Raw genomic sequence first — 15,373 nt, forward strand, 5'->3', positions numbered from 1 at the left:
ATCGTCCTATCTTCGATAAGTATGTCGGGAATATTGAGCGACGTCGCAGTTCTTCGGTCCGCCTCCGCGCCCACGGTCGGTGCGGACGACGTGGTGGACACGACCGCGCACGAATCACCCCCTCGCGAGAAAGTGCCGTTGACGGCTGTCGAACCCGATGGTCCACCTCGCGGTGGAATCGTCGTGCTGCACGAGGCACGTGAGGTGCCCGAGTCTCTACTCGACCTGCTGCGCGCACTCGCGCTGGAAGGCTGGCTCGCCGTCGCGCCGAACCTGTTCCATCGAGGTCACGGCGACGACAAGGAAGTCTTCGGCGACGACCTCTTCGCGGACTTCGACGCCACCTCCGACTGGCTCGTCCAGCGCGGTGTCTATCCCGATTGTGTCGGAGTGATCGGGTTCGACGACGCAGGGACAGCAGCGTTGATCGTGGCCACAAGCCGTCCGGTCGGGGCGGCGGTCAGTGTCGCTGCCGCCGGCATCGTCGAACCGCTCAACTCCGACGCTGTCGCGTTGGTCGAGGCCGCACCCAAGCTGCAGGCCCCCTGGCTCGGTCTCTACGGCGAGGACGACCCCCACACCCCACCGGAACACATCGAAGCCCTTCGCGACGCCGCTACGCGCGCTTCAGTGGCCACGAACGTCGTCAGCTATTCGGGGCTGAAGCATCGCGCCGACCATCCCCGCGAACAACCCGGCAGCTCCGACCACAGCGACCCAGCAGCGGCCGCGCTCGTGGACGCGCAGACGAGAATCTTCGACTGGTTCGACAGCTTCATGCGCTGAAGAGCAACAAGCATCTTTGACGCGAACGACGCGCGAACCACAGGCGTCGACCAGCCGTTTTGCCTTCTGGCCTCCGCTGTGGGTAATCTCTTTCCTCGGCGGTCCGAGAGGGCCGGCAGCCTAGGAGGCGTGCCAGAGCGGCCGAATGGGAGTCACTGCTAATGACTTGTCCTTTCACCGGGACCGGAGGTTCAAATCCTCTCGCCTCCGCCACGAACGGTAGATCGTTACTGTTCAGCTGGACCAGTTAGATAACTGAACATGCGCCCGTAGCTCAACGGATAGAGCACTTGACTACGGATCAAGAGGTTAGGGGTTCGAATCCCTTCGGGCGCACAGAAGAAGGAGCCCCGAACTGCAACAATGCGGTTCGGGGCTTTTTCGCTGCCTCGAGTGGTGCGGTGGTCAGCTCTGATCTGGACAACCAAAACAAACCAGGCGGAAGGTTTGGTGACGTCGTCGAGGGAGTTCACGTGAGCGATCGACCGGGCAGAATCTCGAACGAACGGGCTCGGCTGGACGGCGTCGGTGCCGATTCTCGACCGCATGCCGTTACCGGGTGGTTGTCCGTCCCTCTGTTGCTCATCTCGGCTTTGTTCATCGGCGCGCTGCCGTTCTACGTTCGGCAGCCGCTCGGGTCCGGGGAGTCGGTATCGAGTCCGATGTGGTTCGGCGGATCTGGGTATCTCGCATCACCGGCAGCGGGTCTCTACTGGCTGATCGCACTGCCGGTGTGCATCGGGGCAGTTGCTCTCTTTTGCACGTGGCGTGAACGTAGATCAGGTGCCGAATTGCACGTTCGTCTGTGGCTCGCGGTCAGTGTTGGATTGTGTGTTGCCACGGTCGTTGCCGTGCGGAGCGGACTGCTGTTCTTCCTGAGCAACTTGACCATTCGTGGACTGCTACCGCTGTTGACGATGTCGGTAGCGGTGTTGATCTGGGGTGTTGCCCTGCGATCGCGCGTAGTGATCGGGGTGGGCGTCGTGGCCGTCGCGGCGAGCCTGGTGTCGAACCTCTACAACGTGGAGAACCTTGTACCGCAACAGTTCACGTTCGACTCTCGCTTCAGTCTGTGGTCGAACATGATGCTGACGGCGTTCGTTTTCGTAGTCGGCGCGCTGGTTGCCGCGTTCACCGTCCGACGCAGCGATGGGTGCCAGTCCTGAGAGCGGTCACGTATGAACACAGCCCAGAACAGTGTGTAGAGCCCCATGCGGTGACACTGGCCAGGACTACCCACCAGAACCCGATGTCGTACACGACAAGCGCGACGAACTGACAGATAAACAGGCATACGTAAAATACTCGCCAAAAGCGCTGCTCGCGCCGAGCGGCCGAAGAAAGTCCCCGCTCCACATAGTCGACTGGGCGCATGGGTTCCACCACCCCACGTTCTCACAAGTCGTTCGCGTAGTCAGCCGGTCGGGCTCAACCCAGAACGCCGTCGACGACAAGGGCGCCGGCGAAGATCAGCAGCAGAACACCTACTCCGAGTTCGAGGTTGGCCAGTCCTCGCGGGCCGAGGTTGCGAAAAGCCCTGACGCCGAAGAGGACCAGTATCGGCAGATAAAGAACCCCGACCAGGACGTCGGCGGCACCCAGGACTCCGAGTTGCATAGCGACAGGCCACGAGGACGATCCGTCGACGAACTGCGGCAACACGGCGACGAAGAACAGGATCACCTTCGGGTTGGTCAAGTTGGTGACGAAGGTACTTCGGAAGGCACGTCGACGGGCATGGCTACCGGATACCGACTCGGGGCCGACGGTGAGGGAACTCCCGACTGAACGCCTCGTGCTGACGCTCGCCATAAGCGCCCGAATACCGAGGTAGGCGAGATACACGGCCCCAAGGGTTGCAAGGACGGTGAGGATGCCGGGAAGCGCGACGATCAATGCCGACAGGCCAACCGCGCTGACGAGCATATGCACGGCCAAGCTGCACAATGCGCCGGCGGCTGCTGCCATCGCGACGATCCGTCCTTTCACGCTCGAACGCAGGATCATCACAGTGTCGGGCCCGGGGGAGATGTAGCTGGCCAACACCAACGACAAGAAGACGGCCCACTGCACACTCACGGGTGCTCGATCTCCTGTCGGTCCTTGGTCGGGTGATGGATAACCATAGAGTGCATCGGCGGCGTCGGTGAAGGGGAATTCGTGCATCGCGACGCTGTGTGCAAGGTCCCGGGTCGGGTGCTGCTCCGACGTTTCGTGGATCGTCACTGGTGCATCGAAATCGACTGTTCCAGGTCGAGCTCGTCTGCCATCATGACGCCGTGAAGATCGTGTCGATCAATGCGTGGGGTGGTGCCATGTACGACGAGCTCGTCGCCTGGCTGAAAACCGTTGATGCCGACGTCATTTGTCTTCAGGAGGTCACTCGCACTCCGCATCGATCGGGCTGGGCGACGTTCGCGGACGGTGAGCGCACTCTGCCGCAGCGATTGAACCTGTTCGACGACGTGTCGGCGGTGCTTCCCGGATATACGCCGCATTTCGTCGCGAACGACGCAGGGCCTGTCACCGACGGTGACGGCACCGAGCTGAGGCAGGACTTCGGCATCGCCACCTGGGTGCGTGACGACGTCCCCGTCGTGGGAATCGACGCCAGGTTCGTTCACTCCCGGTTCGTCGATCACGCGGAGTGGAACGTGGAGGACCGACCGCGAGCTGCCCTGACGGTCAGCGTTCGAGATCGCGTTGCCGAAAGGTTCATCTCTGTCATCCAAGTGCACGGGCTGCGAGATCCGATCGGCAAGGGCGACAGTCCCGCTAGGTTCGAGCAGGCCCAGAAGTTAGCGGAGATCGTCGAGCACATTCGGCCGGTGAGTGACGAAATCGTCCTGTGCGGAGACCTGAATCTGTTGCCGTCGAGCGAGACGTTCACGCTGCTGGCCGAGCATGGGATGACCGACATGGTGGGAGAAGCAGATACCCGAACGTCGAGGTACACGAAACAAGTGCGCAGTGCCAGCTATCTGCTGGTGTCCTCGCTGTTCGCGGTACGCGGCTTCGAGGTCGTCGCCGCGCCGGAGGTGTCCGATCACCGAGCACTTGCGCTCGACATCTGAGGGCCGGGTCCTGGTTCGAGCTCGGCGCGTTGCCCGTCTCGGGCAGGTAACAACTCGGCTGCAGCGGTGGACAGGCCGGCTCGAGTAAAGAATTGTTAAAGGTCGGCGACGGCACGCCCCAACGACCGCGCAGGAACCGAATCCGACGAACCGTGCCGTCGAGGATGGTGACGGCAACCGTGGACACACTTGCTCGCAAACTGGGCCTCAGAACCGACAATCACATCTTCTTCGTGTCGGCCGGCCTCACGATCACATTGCTGGTTCTGTTCCTCGTCTTCCAGGACTGGGTGGGAAACGCGTTCGGTGTCGGGAGGGAGTGGATCGTCACCAATCTCGGCTGGTTCTTCATCATCGGCGTCACGGTGTGGCTGGTGTTCCTGATCTGGGTTGCCGTCAGCAAGTACGGTCATCTGCGGCTCGGTGAGGACGACGACAGACCCGAGTATTCGAACCTGTCGTGGTTCGCAATGCTCTTCGCCGGCGGAATCGGCACTGTGTTGATGTTCTGGGGTGTGGCAGAACCGATTTCGCACTTCTCCGCGCCGCCGTTCGACGACGTGGAGCCTTACAGTGTCGAAGCATCCCAGGATGCGATGAGTATCTCGCTCTATCACCTCAGCTTGCACACCTGGGCGATCTTCACGTTGCCAGGGTTGGCATTCGGCTTCTTCATCTACCGGTACAAGCTGCCGATGCGCGTGTCGTCGGTGTTCTATCCGATTCTGAAGGAACGCATTTCGGGTCCGATAGGCAAGACGATCGATGTATTCGCAGTATTGGGCACGATCTTCGGACTGGCAGTGTCGTTGGGGCTCGGTACTTCTCAGATCAACGCCGGACTGAGTGAGCTTGTCGGGCTTCCCGATGCCGTGTGGGCGAAGGTGCTGATCATCGGCGTACTCACTGTGGTTGCGACGATTTCGATTGCCGTCGGGTTGGACAAGGGCGTGCGTCGCCTCTCCAACCTGAACATCCTCGTCGCGGTCGGTTTGATGATCTTCGTCCTGATCGCGTCGGACACCGTCTTTCTGCTGCGCCAGGTGTTCGAGAGCTTCGGCAATTACGCACAGGACATCGTTCCGCTGTCCTTCTGGAACGACGCCATGGCCGAGTTCACCTCAGGCGGCGGGTGGGGATGGCAGGGTGGTTGGACCGTCTTCTACTGGGCGTGGACCGTCACCTGGGCCCCGTTCATGGGCGTCTTCCTCGCACGGATCTCGCGGGGCCGCACGATCCGCCAGTTCGTCGCCGGAGTTCTGGTCGCACCGTCGCTGTTCACACTGGTGTGGTTCGTCGTATTCGGCTGGTCTGCAATGAGAATCGATGGAATCGGTGGCAGCGGCGGTTCGATCTCGGAAGCAGTGTCCGAGAGCGTGCCATTGGCGATGTTCACGTTCTTCGAGAACTTCCCGGCCGCGACCCTGGTTCAAGGGATCGCCGTGGTCGTCGTGGCGCTGTTCTTCGCAACCTCGTCCGACTCGGCATCGCTGGTGATCGACATGCTGTGCTCAGGTGACGGTGAAGCGGGCCCCGTGCGGCAGCGAGTGTTCTGGGGCGTGACCGAAGGCGCGGTGGCTGCCACCCTGATCGTGCTCGGCGGTGAGGCAGGACTGCAGGCGCTGCAACAGGTCATCACCGTGATCGGGCTACCGATCTTCATTCTGGTGTCGCTGATGATCATTGCTCTGGTGATGGGACTGCGCGCCGAGCGAGTGAAGGTGCAACCGCTCACCCGGGAGGAATTCCGCGAACACAACGGCGAGTCGACCGCTACCGAGTCCGAGAAAGTGCGCTCGTCGAGCCTGGCACGGAATTCCGATACCCGCGTCGAGTCTCCCGACGATCGAACGGAGTGAGGGCTCGAATATCTGTTTCGAGGCCGGTCGAGGTCACTTGAGCCGTCACTTCCGTGGGCCTGAGTGTTCAGGATCGTGCGGACGACGCGGGAAGTCGCGCAATGTGTTCGATTGTGAACGCTCGGGTGCGGGCGGGGTAAGAAATACCCTGGGTGCATGGCTCGAGAGCAACCGGATGTGATCGGGTGACTCCCATGCGTACCTCGACCTCCACCCGACTGATCACCGCTATCGCAGCGGTGACTTTGACGCTCTCCACAGGCGTCGCGTGTTCGGCGACGACCACAGCAGAACCACCGCAGACCGCTGCAACCACCACCGAACAGTCCGTCGATGAACAGTCCAGTACCGAACAGGTCTATCTCGATTTCGAGGCCAGGGATAATGCTCGACTCGGCGTCAGTGCTGTCGATCTCGCCTCCGATTCCACCGAAAATCATCGCGGCGACGAACGTTTCGCGTTCTGTTCGACGTTCAAGGTGTATGCCGTCGGTGCCGTTCTCGCCGCCGTCGACGCAGGCACTCTGCAGCTGACCGACACCAGAACGATCACCGCGGAAGACAAGGTGCCCGAGTCGGCGGTCGATTGGGAACCCGGGTCGGTAGTCACGATCGCAGACTTGGCTTCGGCCGCATTGACCGAGAGCGATAACACCTCCGGCAATCTGTTGATTCGCGAGGCCGGTGGCACGGCGGCTCTCACCGAGTTCGCGAGGTCGCTGGGGGACACCGAGTTCCGGCTCGACCGCACCGAGCCCGAACTCAACACCGCTATCCCCGGAGATCCACGCGACACCACGACACCGAACTCGATGGCCGCCGGCTACCGAACCTTGCTCGACGGCGATGTGCTGACCACGGACTCACGCGAACAGCTGTTGGCCTGGATGGCCGATACCCAGACCTCCGACGCCCGGTTCGGTGCCGGCATCCCCGATGGGTGGACTTCGGCCGACAAGACCGGTACGGGCAGTTACGGCGTCTCGAACGATGCAGGGCTGTTGCTCGGACCGGGCGGACAGCGAATTCTCGTAGTCGTCCTCAGCGCTACGACGTCGGACACCGAAGATTCACCGGCGATGAACGCCTTGGTGGCCGATGCGACCAGGGCAGCCGTGGAACAGGTGCAGTGAATCAGCCGTCGGCGCGGCGGACGGCGTCGACCAGTGGGATCAGATCCGGCTCGGTCGACGCCTCGTCGAGTGCCTCGCGCAGCGCCGCATCGTTGGTCGGGCGTGCGGCCTCGAGCAGGGCCAGGCCTTCTTCGCTGACGTCGGTGTAGATGCCTCGGCGATCGGTGGGGCACAGGTACCGAGTGAGTAGTCCGCGGTCTTCGAGCCGGGTGACCAGGCGTGTCGTCGCACTCTGGCTCAGTACGACGGCGTCGGCCACCTGCTTCATCTGCAGATGCCCGCCCTCCCCATCGTGCTGTCTGCCCAGGACGTCGAGCAGCCAGTACTCACGAGCACTGAGGTTGTGCTCGGCCTGTAGTGCGCGTTCGATCCGACCCTCGATCCGGCCGTGCAGCACCGCCAGCGCCAGCCAGTTCTGCGCCAGCGCCGTCAGCGCGGGGTCGTGTGCGCTCATGTGTCGTGCCTTTCGGTACCGATACTCGTGACCACCCACCGTACCGCGCCGGCAATTAACGGCGTCTGCAACGACAGGCCTACGACGGCCTCCGTGCGACGATGCGTCGAGCATGCGCGAGTACCGGGGCATCGACCATCTGGCCACGGAAGGTGAAGACGCCGCGGTTCTGGGCTACGGCGTCGAGCACGTCGGTGGCCCAGTCGAGTTCCTCGGCGGTGGGCGCATAGGCCTGGCGAACGACGGGGATGTGGCTCGGATGAATGGCCACTTTTCCGTCGAAGCCGATAGCCACGGCATCCTCGGACTCCGCGCGGACACCGTCGAGATCGGGGATGTCGAGGAACACCGAGTCCAACGCGAACACCCCGCGTGCCTTGGCTGCAAGCAGCGTCTGCGACCGAACATGCTGCGCCACAGCACGATACTGTCCATTGGAATGCCTGCTCGAGTTGCCACCCATGGCGGCCACCAGATCCTCGGCACCCCACATGGCACCGATCGCATTGTCGGCGGCGAGGGAGTCGAACACCGTCATCGCGCCGAGCGGGGACTCGATCAGCGCGACGACATTCAACGGAGCCAGTGCCGCAATCTGTTCGGCCGATTCGCATTTGGGGAGCATCACGGTCGTGTACTCGGCCTGCTGCAACGCCGCGAGGTCCGCAGCCTGATCGTCGGTACCGTGCGCGTTGACGCGGACGATGGTGCGCGCCGGATCCAGTGGGGTCGACAGGACGGACTCACGAGCACCCGCCTTGTCCGCCGCCCCGACCGCATCCTCCAGGTCGAGGATGACGACATCCGCTCGTGCCGCTGCCTTCTCGTAGCGCTCGGGGCGGTCTGCCGGGCAGAACAACCACGCGGGCCCCGGCGGAACCCAGGTCACGACGCCTCCTCCGGTGGTTGCATTCGGACGAGCGTCTTGCGGACGGCAATCGCGACGACGTCCCCGTGCTGATTTCGACCGGTGTGCGTGAACGTCACGATGCCCTCGCCTGGGCGGGATTTCGATTCGCGCTTGTCCGAGATCACGGTCTCGGCGTAGAGGGTGTCTCCGTGGAACAGCGGCTTGGGGAACGACACCTCCGAGAAACCCAGGTTCGCCACGATGGTGCCCTGGGTCAACTGCGTCACCGACAGTCCGACGAGGGTGGACACGGTGAACATCGAATTCACCAATCTCTGGCCGAACGCCGTTGTCTCGCTGTAGGCCGCGTCGAGGTGCAGGGCCTGGGTGTTCATCGTCTGCGTGGTGAACAGCGTGTTGTCGGCCTCGGTGATGGTGCGGCCGGGTCGGTGCTCGTAGACGGTGCCGAGTTCCATCTCCTCGAACCACAGGCCACGTTGACGAATTCGCTTGTCGCTCACAGCCCCAGGCTCCGCGCGATGAGCATCAGCTGAACCTCGGTTGTACCCTCACCGATCTCGAGGATCTTGCTGTCGCGGTAGTGGCGAGCGACGACGTACTCGTTCATGAAGCCGTACCCGCCGTGGATCTGTGTCGCATCGCGCGCGTTGTCCATCGCAGCCTCGGAGGCGACGAGCTTGGCGATGGACGCGGCCTTCTTGAAGGGCTTGCCCGCCAACATCAATGCCGCCGCGTCGTAGTACGCGGTTCGCGCGGTGTGAGCGCGGGCCTCCATGCGGGCGATCTTGAACGAGATCGCCTGATTGCGGCCGATAGGTTGACCGAAGGCCTCACGCTCCTTGGCGTACTTGACGCTCTCGTCCACGCAACCCTGTGCGGCACCGACCGAGACGGCGGCGATCGCGATCCGGCCCTCGTCGAGGATGTGCAGGAAGTTCGCGTACCCGCGACCTTCCTCGCCGAGCAGATTCTCCTGCGGCACGCGCACATCGGTGAAGCTGAGCGGGTGTGTGTCCGACGCGTTCCAGCCGACCTTGTTGTAGGCGGCCTCTGCGACGAATCCCGGGGTATCGGTGGGGACGAGGATCGACGAGATCTGCTTGCGCCCCGTCGCTTCGTCGACGCCCGTCACGGCGGTGACGGTGACGAGCTCGGTGATGTCGGTGCCGGAGTTGGTGATGAACTGCTTGCTACCGTTGATGATCCAGTCACCACCGTCGCGCTTGGCGGTGGTCTTGGTGCCACCCGCGTCGCTGCCGGCGCCGGGCTCGGTGAGACCGAACGCGGCCAGGGCCTTGCCTGCGGTGAGCTTGGGCAGCCACTGCTGCTTCTGCTCGTCGTTGCCGAATCGGTAGACGGGCATGGCACCGAGCGAGACACCGGCTTCGAGCGTCATCGCCACGCTCTGGTCGACCTTGCCGAGCTCCTCCAGCGCCAGGCACAGCGCGAAGTAGTCTCCGCCCATGCCGCCGAACTCCTCGGGAAACGGCAGGCCGAACAGGCCCATCTCCGCCATGCCGGCAACTACCTCGTACGGAAAGGAATGCTCGGCATCGTGTTTCGCCGATACCGGTGCCACGACGGTGCGGGTGAAGTCGGCAACAGATTTGACCAGCTGCTGGTACTCGTCGGGCAGATTCGCGGACGACAGGTGATCGGTCATGGCTTGTCCTCTTCGGTGTGGTTGGGGACGATTCGGGCGAGGAGTTGGTCGACGCGGACCTGATCTCCCACTGCAACAGTCAGTTCGACGGTGCCGTCGATCGGGGTGGTGAGGGTGTGTTCCATCTTCATCGCCTCGACGACGACGATGGCCGTACCCGCGCTGACGGCGCTGCCGGTGGTTGTTCCGATCGCGATGATCGAGCCCGGCATGGGCGAGAGGATCTCGGCGTCACCGGAGTGCGCGTCGTCCTCGCGGACGCTCGCCTCGGCGATCCGGTCGATTCGCCAGGTGCCTCGTGAGCTGGAAATCCATGTTGCCGAGGCGCTTCGGGCGAAGGTCATCGACTCGCGTAGGCCGTCGATCACCAGATCCACCGAATTCTCGGTGGCCGTTACCCGCAGGGTGCGCGGTGATCCGTCGTCGACGACGACCGTTGCCGCGGCTGTTGTGCCGGTGATCGCTACGTGCGCCGTCCGACCTCCGGACGCGAGGCGACGATGGAACGACGCGTGCGCGCCGACTCGCCAGCCCGACGGTGCTGCCCAGATGTCCTGATCCGCGGTCTGCCACGCGTCGAGCCACTGCACTGCGGTGGCGGCGATCAGCGCCTCGTCGGTGGCCTCGGCGGCCACGAAATCCTCTACGCGGCGGTCGAGCAGGCCGGTGTCGAGATTGCCGGCACGAACATCGTTGTCGGCGAGCAGGAACCGTGCGAACTCGATGTTGGTGACCACCCCGAGTACTGCGGTGTCGGCCAGTGCACGATCGAGGCTGCGCAATGCGGTCGCGCGATCGGGGCCGTGCGCGATGACCTTGGAGAGCATGGGGTCGTAGTTGCTGCCCACCTCCGTTCCGACGGCAAGGCCGGAGTCGACGCGAATCCCCGGCGCAGAGGGCTCACGCAATCCGACGACGGCACCGCCGGTGGGGAGGAATCCGCGGCCGGGGTCCTCGGCGTAGACGCGGGCCTCGATGGCATGTCCGGTGAGCCTGATGTCGTCCTGCGCGAGAGTGAGGGGTTCGCCCGATGCCACCCGAACCTGCCACTCGACGAGGTCGAGACCGGTGACCATCTCGGTGACCGGGTGCTCGACCTGCAGGCGGGTGTTCATCTCCATGAAGAAGAACTCGTCGGGGCGCTCGGCCGAGACGATGAATTCGACTGTGCCGGCACCGGAGTAGTCGACACTGCGGGCGGTGTTGCAGGCGGCCTCGCCGATGCGCGTGCGGGTGGCGTCGTCGAGCAGGGGAGACGGCGCCTCCTCGATGACCTTCTGGTGCCTGCGCTGCAGACTGCATTCGCGTTCGCCGAGGTGGATGACATTGCCGTGTCCGTCGGCGAGGATCTGTACTTCGATGTGCCGGGGCCGTAACACGAATCGCTCGAGGAAGAGGGTGTCGTCTCCGAATGACGAGGCCGCCTCCCGGCGAGCGCTCGTCAACGCTGCGGGCAGATCCTCGGCACGCTCGACCAGACGCATGCCCTTGCCGCCGCCACCGGCGGAGGGTTTGACGAGCACCGGGAATCCGACGTCCGGCGCGCCGGCGACGAGGTCGGCGTCGGTGAGGCCGGGGCGGGAGATTCCCGGAACGACGGGTACGCCGAATGCGCTGACGGCAGCCTTCGCGGCGATCTTGTCGCCCATCACTTCGATGGCTTTCGCCGGGGGCCCGAGGAATGCGATTCCGGCTTCGGCACAGGCGGTTGCGAACTCGGAGTTCTCGGAGAGAAAGCCGTATCCGGGGTGAATGCCCTGAGCGCCTGTACTTTTCGCGGCCGCGATCACCTTGGCGATGTCGAGGTAGCTTTCGCGAGCGTTCGCGGGTCCGAGTCGGACTGCGGTGTCGGCCTCACGAACGTGCCGGGCATCGGCGTCGGCATCGCTGTACACGGCGACGGTACGAATTCCCATGCGGCGCAGTGTTCGTGCCACCCGCACGGCGATCTCGCCGCGGTTGGCGATCAGAACGGTGTCGATCATCGTGGTCATATCTCTCACATCCTGAAAACGCCGTAGGAGACCGGCTCGAGCGGCGCGTTGGCGCACGCCGAGAGGGCCAGTCCGAGAACCTGCCTGGTATCGGCCGGGTCGATGATGCCGTCGTCCCACAGGCGGGCCGTCGAATAGTAAGGGTTGCCCTGACTTTCGTACTGGTCACGGATGGGAGCCTTGAACGATTCCTGGTCCTCGTCACTCCACGGCCGACCGGCAGCGTCGAGTTGTTCGCTGCGCACCGTGGCGAGCACGGACGCCGCTTGCTCGCCGCCCATCACCGAGATACGCGCGTTGGGCCACATGAAGAGGAAGCGCGGAGAGTATGCGCGGCCGCACATCGAGTAGTTGCCCGCACCGTACGAGCCGCCGATGACGACGGTGATCTTGGGGACCCGAGCACAGGCGACCGCGGTGACCATCTTCGCGCCGTGCTTGGCGATGCCGCCTGCCTCGTAGTCGCGGCCGACCATGAAGCCGGAGATGTTCTGCAGGAAGACCAGCGGAATGCTGCGCTTGTCGCACAGTTCGATGAAATGCGCGCCCTTCATGGCGGATTCGGCGAACAGCACGCCGTTGTTGGCGACGATTCCGACGGGATGGCCGTGGATGTGGGCGAATCCGGTGACGAGCGTCTTGCCGTATTCGGCTTTGAACTCGTCGAATTCACCCGCGTCGACGACGCGGCCGATCACCTCACGCACGTCGTAGGGAGTGCGTGGGTCGGTGGGGACGACGTCGTAGAGATCGGTCTGGTCGGCTACGGGTGCGCGTGTGGGAAGAAGGTCCCACGGCCGCGGAGTGCGGGGTCCGAGGGTGGAGACGATGCGGCGGACGCGGTGCAGCGCGTCTCGATCGTCCTCGGCCAGATGGTCGGTGACGCCGGAGATCTTCGAGTGCAGATCACCGCCGCCGAGTTCCTCTGCGGTGACGACCTCGCCGGTCGCGGCCTTCACCAGAGGCGGGCCGCCGAGAAAGATCGTGCCCTGATTCTTGACGATGATCGCTTCGTCGCTCATCGCCGGCACGTAGGCGCCGCCCGCGGTGCAGGAGCCCATGACGGCGGCGATCTGCGCAATTCCCTTGGCGCTCATTGTCGCCTGGTTGAAGAAGATGCGGCCGAAGTGGTCGCGGTCGGGAAAGACCTCGTCCTGGCGCGGAAGGAATGCGCCGCCGGAGTCGACGAGGTAGATGCACGGCAGAGTGTTCTGCAGTGCGATCTCCTGCGCGCGTAGATGCTTCTTCACCGTCATCGGGTAGTAGGTGCCGCCCTTGACGGTGGCGTCGTTGGCGATGATCACGCATTCGCGACCGGAGACGCGGCCGATGCCGGCGATCACGCCGGCACCGGGGCACTCGTCGTCGTAGAGGCCGTTGGCGGCCAACGGTGAGATCTCGAGGAACGGGCTGCCGGGGTCGAGAAGCTCGTCGACGCGGTCGCGGGGGAGGAGCTTGCCGCGGGCGATGTGCCGTTCCCGAGACTTCTCGCTCCCGCCGCGGGCAGCAGTGGCCAGCTTTTCTGCGAGCTCACTGGTGAGAAGCTCGTGATCTGCCCGGTTGGCAGCTGTGTCGATCGCCATGAGGTGCACGCCTTAAGGGGTTGGACGTCAATGTCACGAAAGTTCAGTTAATCGTTGATAACTGACACGATAGTAAACTACGATTAACTGAGTGTCCAGAGTCGAGGAGGTGACGGTGCAGGAGTCGGAAGCGAAACCGACGACCGTGCGTGAGCAACGCAAGGCCGAGCGTCGGCAGCAGTTGCTGGGCGCTGCAGCATCACTGTTCGCCGAACGCGGGTTCACCTCGGTGCGACTCGAGGATCTGGGCGCGGCCGTCGGTGTCAGCGGACCGGCCGTCTACCGGCACTTCCCCAACAAGGAGGCCGTGCTCGTCGAGTTGATGGTCGGGATCTCGGAGTATCTGCTCGACGGTGGCCGTGCGGTGGTCGATCGTGGTGAGGTCGCCGCGGACACCGTGTCCGCATTGGTCGAGTTCCACCTCGACTTCGCCTTCGACACACCGGCATTCATCAGAATCCAGGATCGCGACCTGCAGAGTCTTCCGGAGGGTGCGCGCCGCAAGGTGCGCCGAATGCAGCGCGAGTACGTGGAACTGTGGGTCGAGGTGCTGTGTGCCGTCGACCCGGAATTGAACGAGTCCGACGCGCGAACCACGGCGCACGCGGTCTTCGGTCTGATCAACTCGACGCCCTACAGTGCGGGGCGTACTCCGTCGAAGAACGCTCGTCCGGTGCTGCGGGCAATGGCGCTGGGGGCGTTGGGGGTTGCTGCGCCGAGCCGCACAGCATCGACCTGAGCGTCCACCTACACCGACGCGCGCTCGGCTTTCTCCGCATGTCGGCGGGTGGGCTCGGGCGGACGAGCGCGACGGGATCCGATCACTCCGGCGGCAACGGCACCGACGAGGCACACTCCACCGACCGCGTATCCCAGGAGCGGTCCGCGGGAGGTCACCCACTCCAACTTGTTGGCCGCGTCGCGAGCCGAGGCCACCTGCTCGAGCCGACCCGTCTCGTCCAGGGCGAGAGACGCCTTGAAGATCGTCACCTCGGGGACCTTCGGATCTCTCGCGAAGTACTGGTACGGCGTTTCCTGTCCCCACACCAGGCTCCCGCTCGTGGGCTCGACGTAGATGTCGCGCACGTTCGAGTACCAGCGCTTCATCGTGATCGGCTCGTCCCCGTCGCCCAATCCCCACTTCGAAGCCGGGAGGGTCACCGAGTTGATCGGCGACTGCGTGGTGGTCGAGAGGTCGGCCTCGGTCACGATCGATCGGAAGTGATAGATCGGCAGCCCCTCCATGGTGAGCTCCTCGACGAAGTTCGCCTCGAAGCTCGTCCACGCAGTCGCGTCGTAGACCGTGTACGTGATCGGCTGGGTATCGAAGGGAAAGCGATGCTGTAAGCCGTTGCGCGGCAGAGGAATGGCCGGCGAGTCGACTGTGGTCTGCAAGGATCCGGCGGGCTCGACGGGTAGTCCGGTGCGCCGGTCGCTCGTCACGCGATCCACCGAGGCGGTGAGCAGGCCCGCGTCACCGTCGCGGTCGGCGCGCCTCACGGTGGCTCCCACCTGGAAGGTGACGCGGTCTGCGTCGGAGGGATCCTCGACGGTGATGTACCGCTGGAGAACGAGGGGTACATCCGTCGCGATGGAGAGAGGGCCGGGTCCGGTGATCGTCGTCGAGTCGAGGACCTCACCGCCCGCACCGTCCGTGGTGGTGGCCACCGTGGTGGCGTCGATGTCGAGTGGAGTCACCGCCAGGCGGTCGTACACGAGGGTGGGCAGAAGTAGAGCGACGACGATCGCGAAGGAACCCAACCCCGCGAGCAAGCACATCGCGATTCTCACCCGTGACATGAACACCGTCCCAATTCTTTTCGTTTCCGGCCGTCTCATCGTGCCGTGGCGAGAGCCATGAATGTCCGCTTCCGCGTTGTGACCTGTCAGCATGTTCGTGGGAATTTACAGAGACATCAACCGATGTTGAGAATTTCCGGAAAGGTGCACACTGGG

The 15,373-nt window shown here is 63.9% G+C and carries 14 protein-coding genes and 2 tRNA genes; 8 read left to right on the plus strand and 8 right to left on the minus strand.

What is annotated here, in order from left to right; genetic code table 11:
- The first annotated feature begins 21 nt into the window (after window positions 1-21).
- The 4 genes from CH291_RS11300 to CH291_RS11315 all read left to right on the plus strand — a co-directional run bounded on the left by CH291_RS11300 (window position 22) and on the right by CH291_RS11315 (window position 1,952).
- Complete coding sequence (locus CH291_RS11300; protein ID WP_068054886.1) at window positions 22-786, plus strand: dienelactone hydrolase family protein; 765 nt, start codon at window positions 22-24, stop codon at window positions 784-786.
- 123 nt (window positions 787-909) lie between these two features.
- Window positions 910-999 (plus strand) — tRNA-Ser (locus CH291_RS11305).
- 50 nt (window positions 1,000-1,049) lie between these two features.
- Window positions 1,050-1,122, plus strand: a tRNA-Arg gene (locus CH291_RS11310).
- A gap of 137 nt (window positions 1,123-1,259) precedes the next feature.
- Window positions 1,260-1,952: a hypothetical protein gene (locus CH291_RS11315; RefSeq protein WP_094687507.1), complete on the plus strand. Its 693-nt coding sequence runs from the start codon at window positions 1,260-1,262 to the stop codon at window positions 1,950-1,952.
- A 262-nt stretch (window positions 1,953-2,214) separates the two neighbouring features.
- Here CH291_RS11315 and CH291_RS11320 read toward each other — a convergent pair whose 3' ends face one another.
- Window positions 2,215-2,865, minus strand: a complete 651-nt coding sequence (locus CH291_RS11320; protein ID WP_179276519.1) for a LysE family translocator — start codon at window positions 2,863-2,865, stop codon at window positions 2,215-2,217.
- A 200-nt stretch (window positions 2,866-3,065) separates the two neighbouring features.
- Here CH291_RS11320 and CH291_RS11325 point away from each other — a divergent pair, with 200 nt between their 5' ends.
- The 3 genes from CH291_RS11325 (at window position 3,066) to bla (ending at window position 6,852) form a co-directional block, all read left to right on the plus strand.
- A complete protein-coding gene (locus CH291_RS11325; protein WP_094687718.1) occupies window positions 3,066-3,860 on the plus strand; it encodes an endonuclease/exonuclease/phosphatase family protein in 795 nt (264 codons plus the stop codon).
- A gap of 179 nt (window positions 3,861-4,039) precedes the next feature.
- Window positions 4,040-5,719: a BCCT family transporter gene (locus tag CH291_RS11330; RefSeq protein WP_256980814.1), complete on the plus strand. Its 1,680-nt coding sequence runs from the start codon at window positions 4,040-4,042 to the stop codon at window positions 5,717-5,719.
- A gap of 194 nt (window positions 5,720-5,913) precedes the next feature.
- Complete coding sequence (bla, locus tag CH291_RS11335) at window positions 5,914-6,852, plus strand: class A beta-lactamase (protein ID WP_094687510.1); 939 nt, start codon at window positions 5,914-5,916, stop codon at window positions 6,850-6,852.
- Between the two features lies 1 nt (window position 6,853).
- On the opposite strand, the gene CH291_RS11340 is transcribed toward bla, so the two are convergent.
- From CH291_RS11340 to CH291_RS11365, 6 genes are all read right to left on the minus strand, one after another.
- Entirely contained in the window at window positions 6,854-7,306 is a 453-nt protein-coding gene (locus CH291_RS11340) for a MarR family winged helix-turn-helix transcriptional regulator (protein ID WP_094687511.1), read from the minus strand.
- A 79-nt stretch (window positions 7,307-7,385) separates the two neighbouring features.
- Window positions 7,386-8,195, minus strand: coding sequence for an HpcH/HpaI aldolase/citrate lyase family protein (locus tag CH291_RS11345; RefSeq protein ID WP_094687512.1), 810 nt, complete (start codon window positions 8,193-8,195; stop codon window positions 7,386-7,388).
- Complete coding sequence (locus CH291_RS11350; protein ID WP_331712071.1) at window positions 8,192-8,677, minus strand: MaoC family dehydratase; 486 nt, start codon at window positions 8,675-8,677, stop codon at window positions 8,192-8,194. Before CH291_RS11350 ends, CH291_RS11345 begins: the two co-directional genes overlap by 4 nt.
- Window positions 8,674-9,840 (minus strand): acyl-CoA dehydrogenase family protein, encoded by a 1,167-nt coding sequence (locus CH291_RS11355; RefSeq protein WP_068054906.1) that lies wholly within the window; start codon window positions 9,838-9,840, stop codon window positions 8,674-8,676. The genes CH291_RS11350 and CH291_RS11355 overlap by 4 nt, the downstream gene beginning before the upstream one ends.
- The gene (locus tag CH291_RS11360) at window positions 9,837-11,834 is read right to left on the minus strand and encodes an acetyl/propionyl/methylcrotonyl-CoA carboxylase subunit alpha (protein WP_094687513.1); all 1,998 of its coding nucleotides are present in this window, start codon (window positions 11,832-11,834) and stop codon (window positions 9,837-9,839) included. Before CH291_RS11360 ends, CH291_RS11355 begins: the two co-directional genes overlap by 4 nt.
- 5 nt (window positions 11,835-11,839) lie before the next feature.
- Complete coding sequence (locus CH291_RS11365) at window positions 11,840-13,417, minus strand: carboxyl transferase domain-containing protein (RefSeq protein WP_094671240.1); 1,578 nt, start codon at window positions 13,415-13,417, stop codon at window positions 11,840-11,842.
- A gap of 91 nt (window positions 13,418-13,508) precedes the next feature.
- Here CH291_RS11365 and CH291_RS11370 point away from each other — a divergent pair, with 91 nt between their 5' ends.
- A complete protein-coding gene (locus tag CH291_RS11370; protein WP_094687514.1) occupies window positions 13,509-14,156 on the plus strand; it encodes an SACE_7040 family transcriptional regulator in 648 nt (215 codons plus the stop codon).
- An 8-nt stretch (window positions 14,157-14,164) separates the two neighbouring features.
- On the opposite strand, the gene CH291_RS11375 is transcribed toward CH291_RS11370, so the two are convergent.
- Window positions 14,165-15,217, minus strand: a complete 1,053-nt coding sequence (locus CH291_RS11375) for a DUF3068 domain-containing protein (RefSeq protein ID WP_176460217.1) — start codon at window positions 15,215-15,217, stop codon at window positions 14,165-14,167.
- Between the last annotated feature and the right edge of the window lie 156 nt (window positions 15,218-15,373).

This window comes from Rhodococcus sp. 14-1411-2a (assembly GCF_002259485.1).
Lineage (GTDB): Bacteria > Actinomycetota > Actinomycetes > Mycobacteriales > Mycobacteriaceae > Rhodococcoides.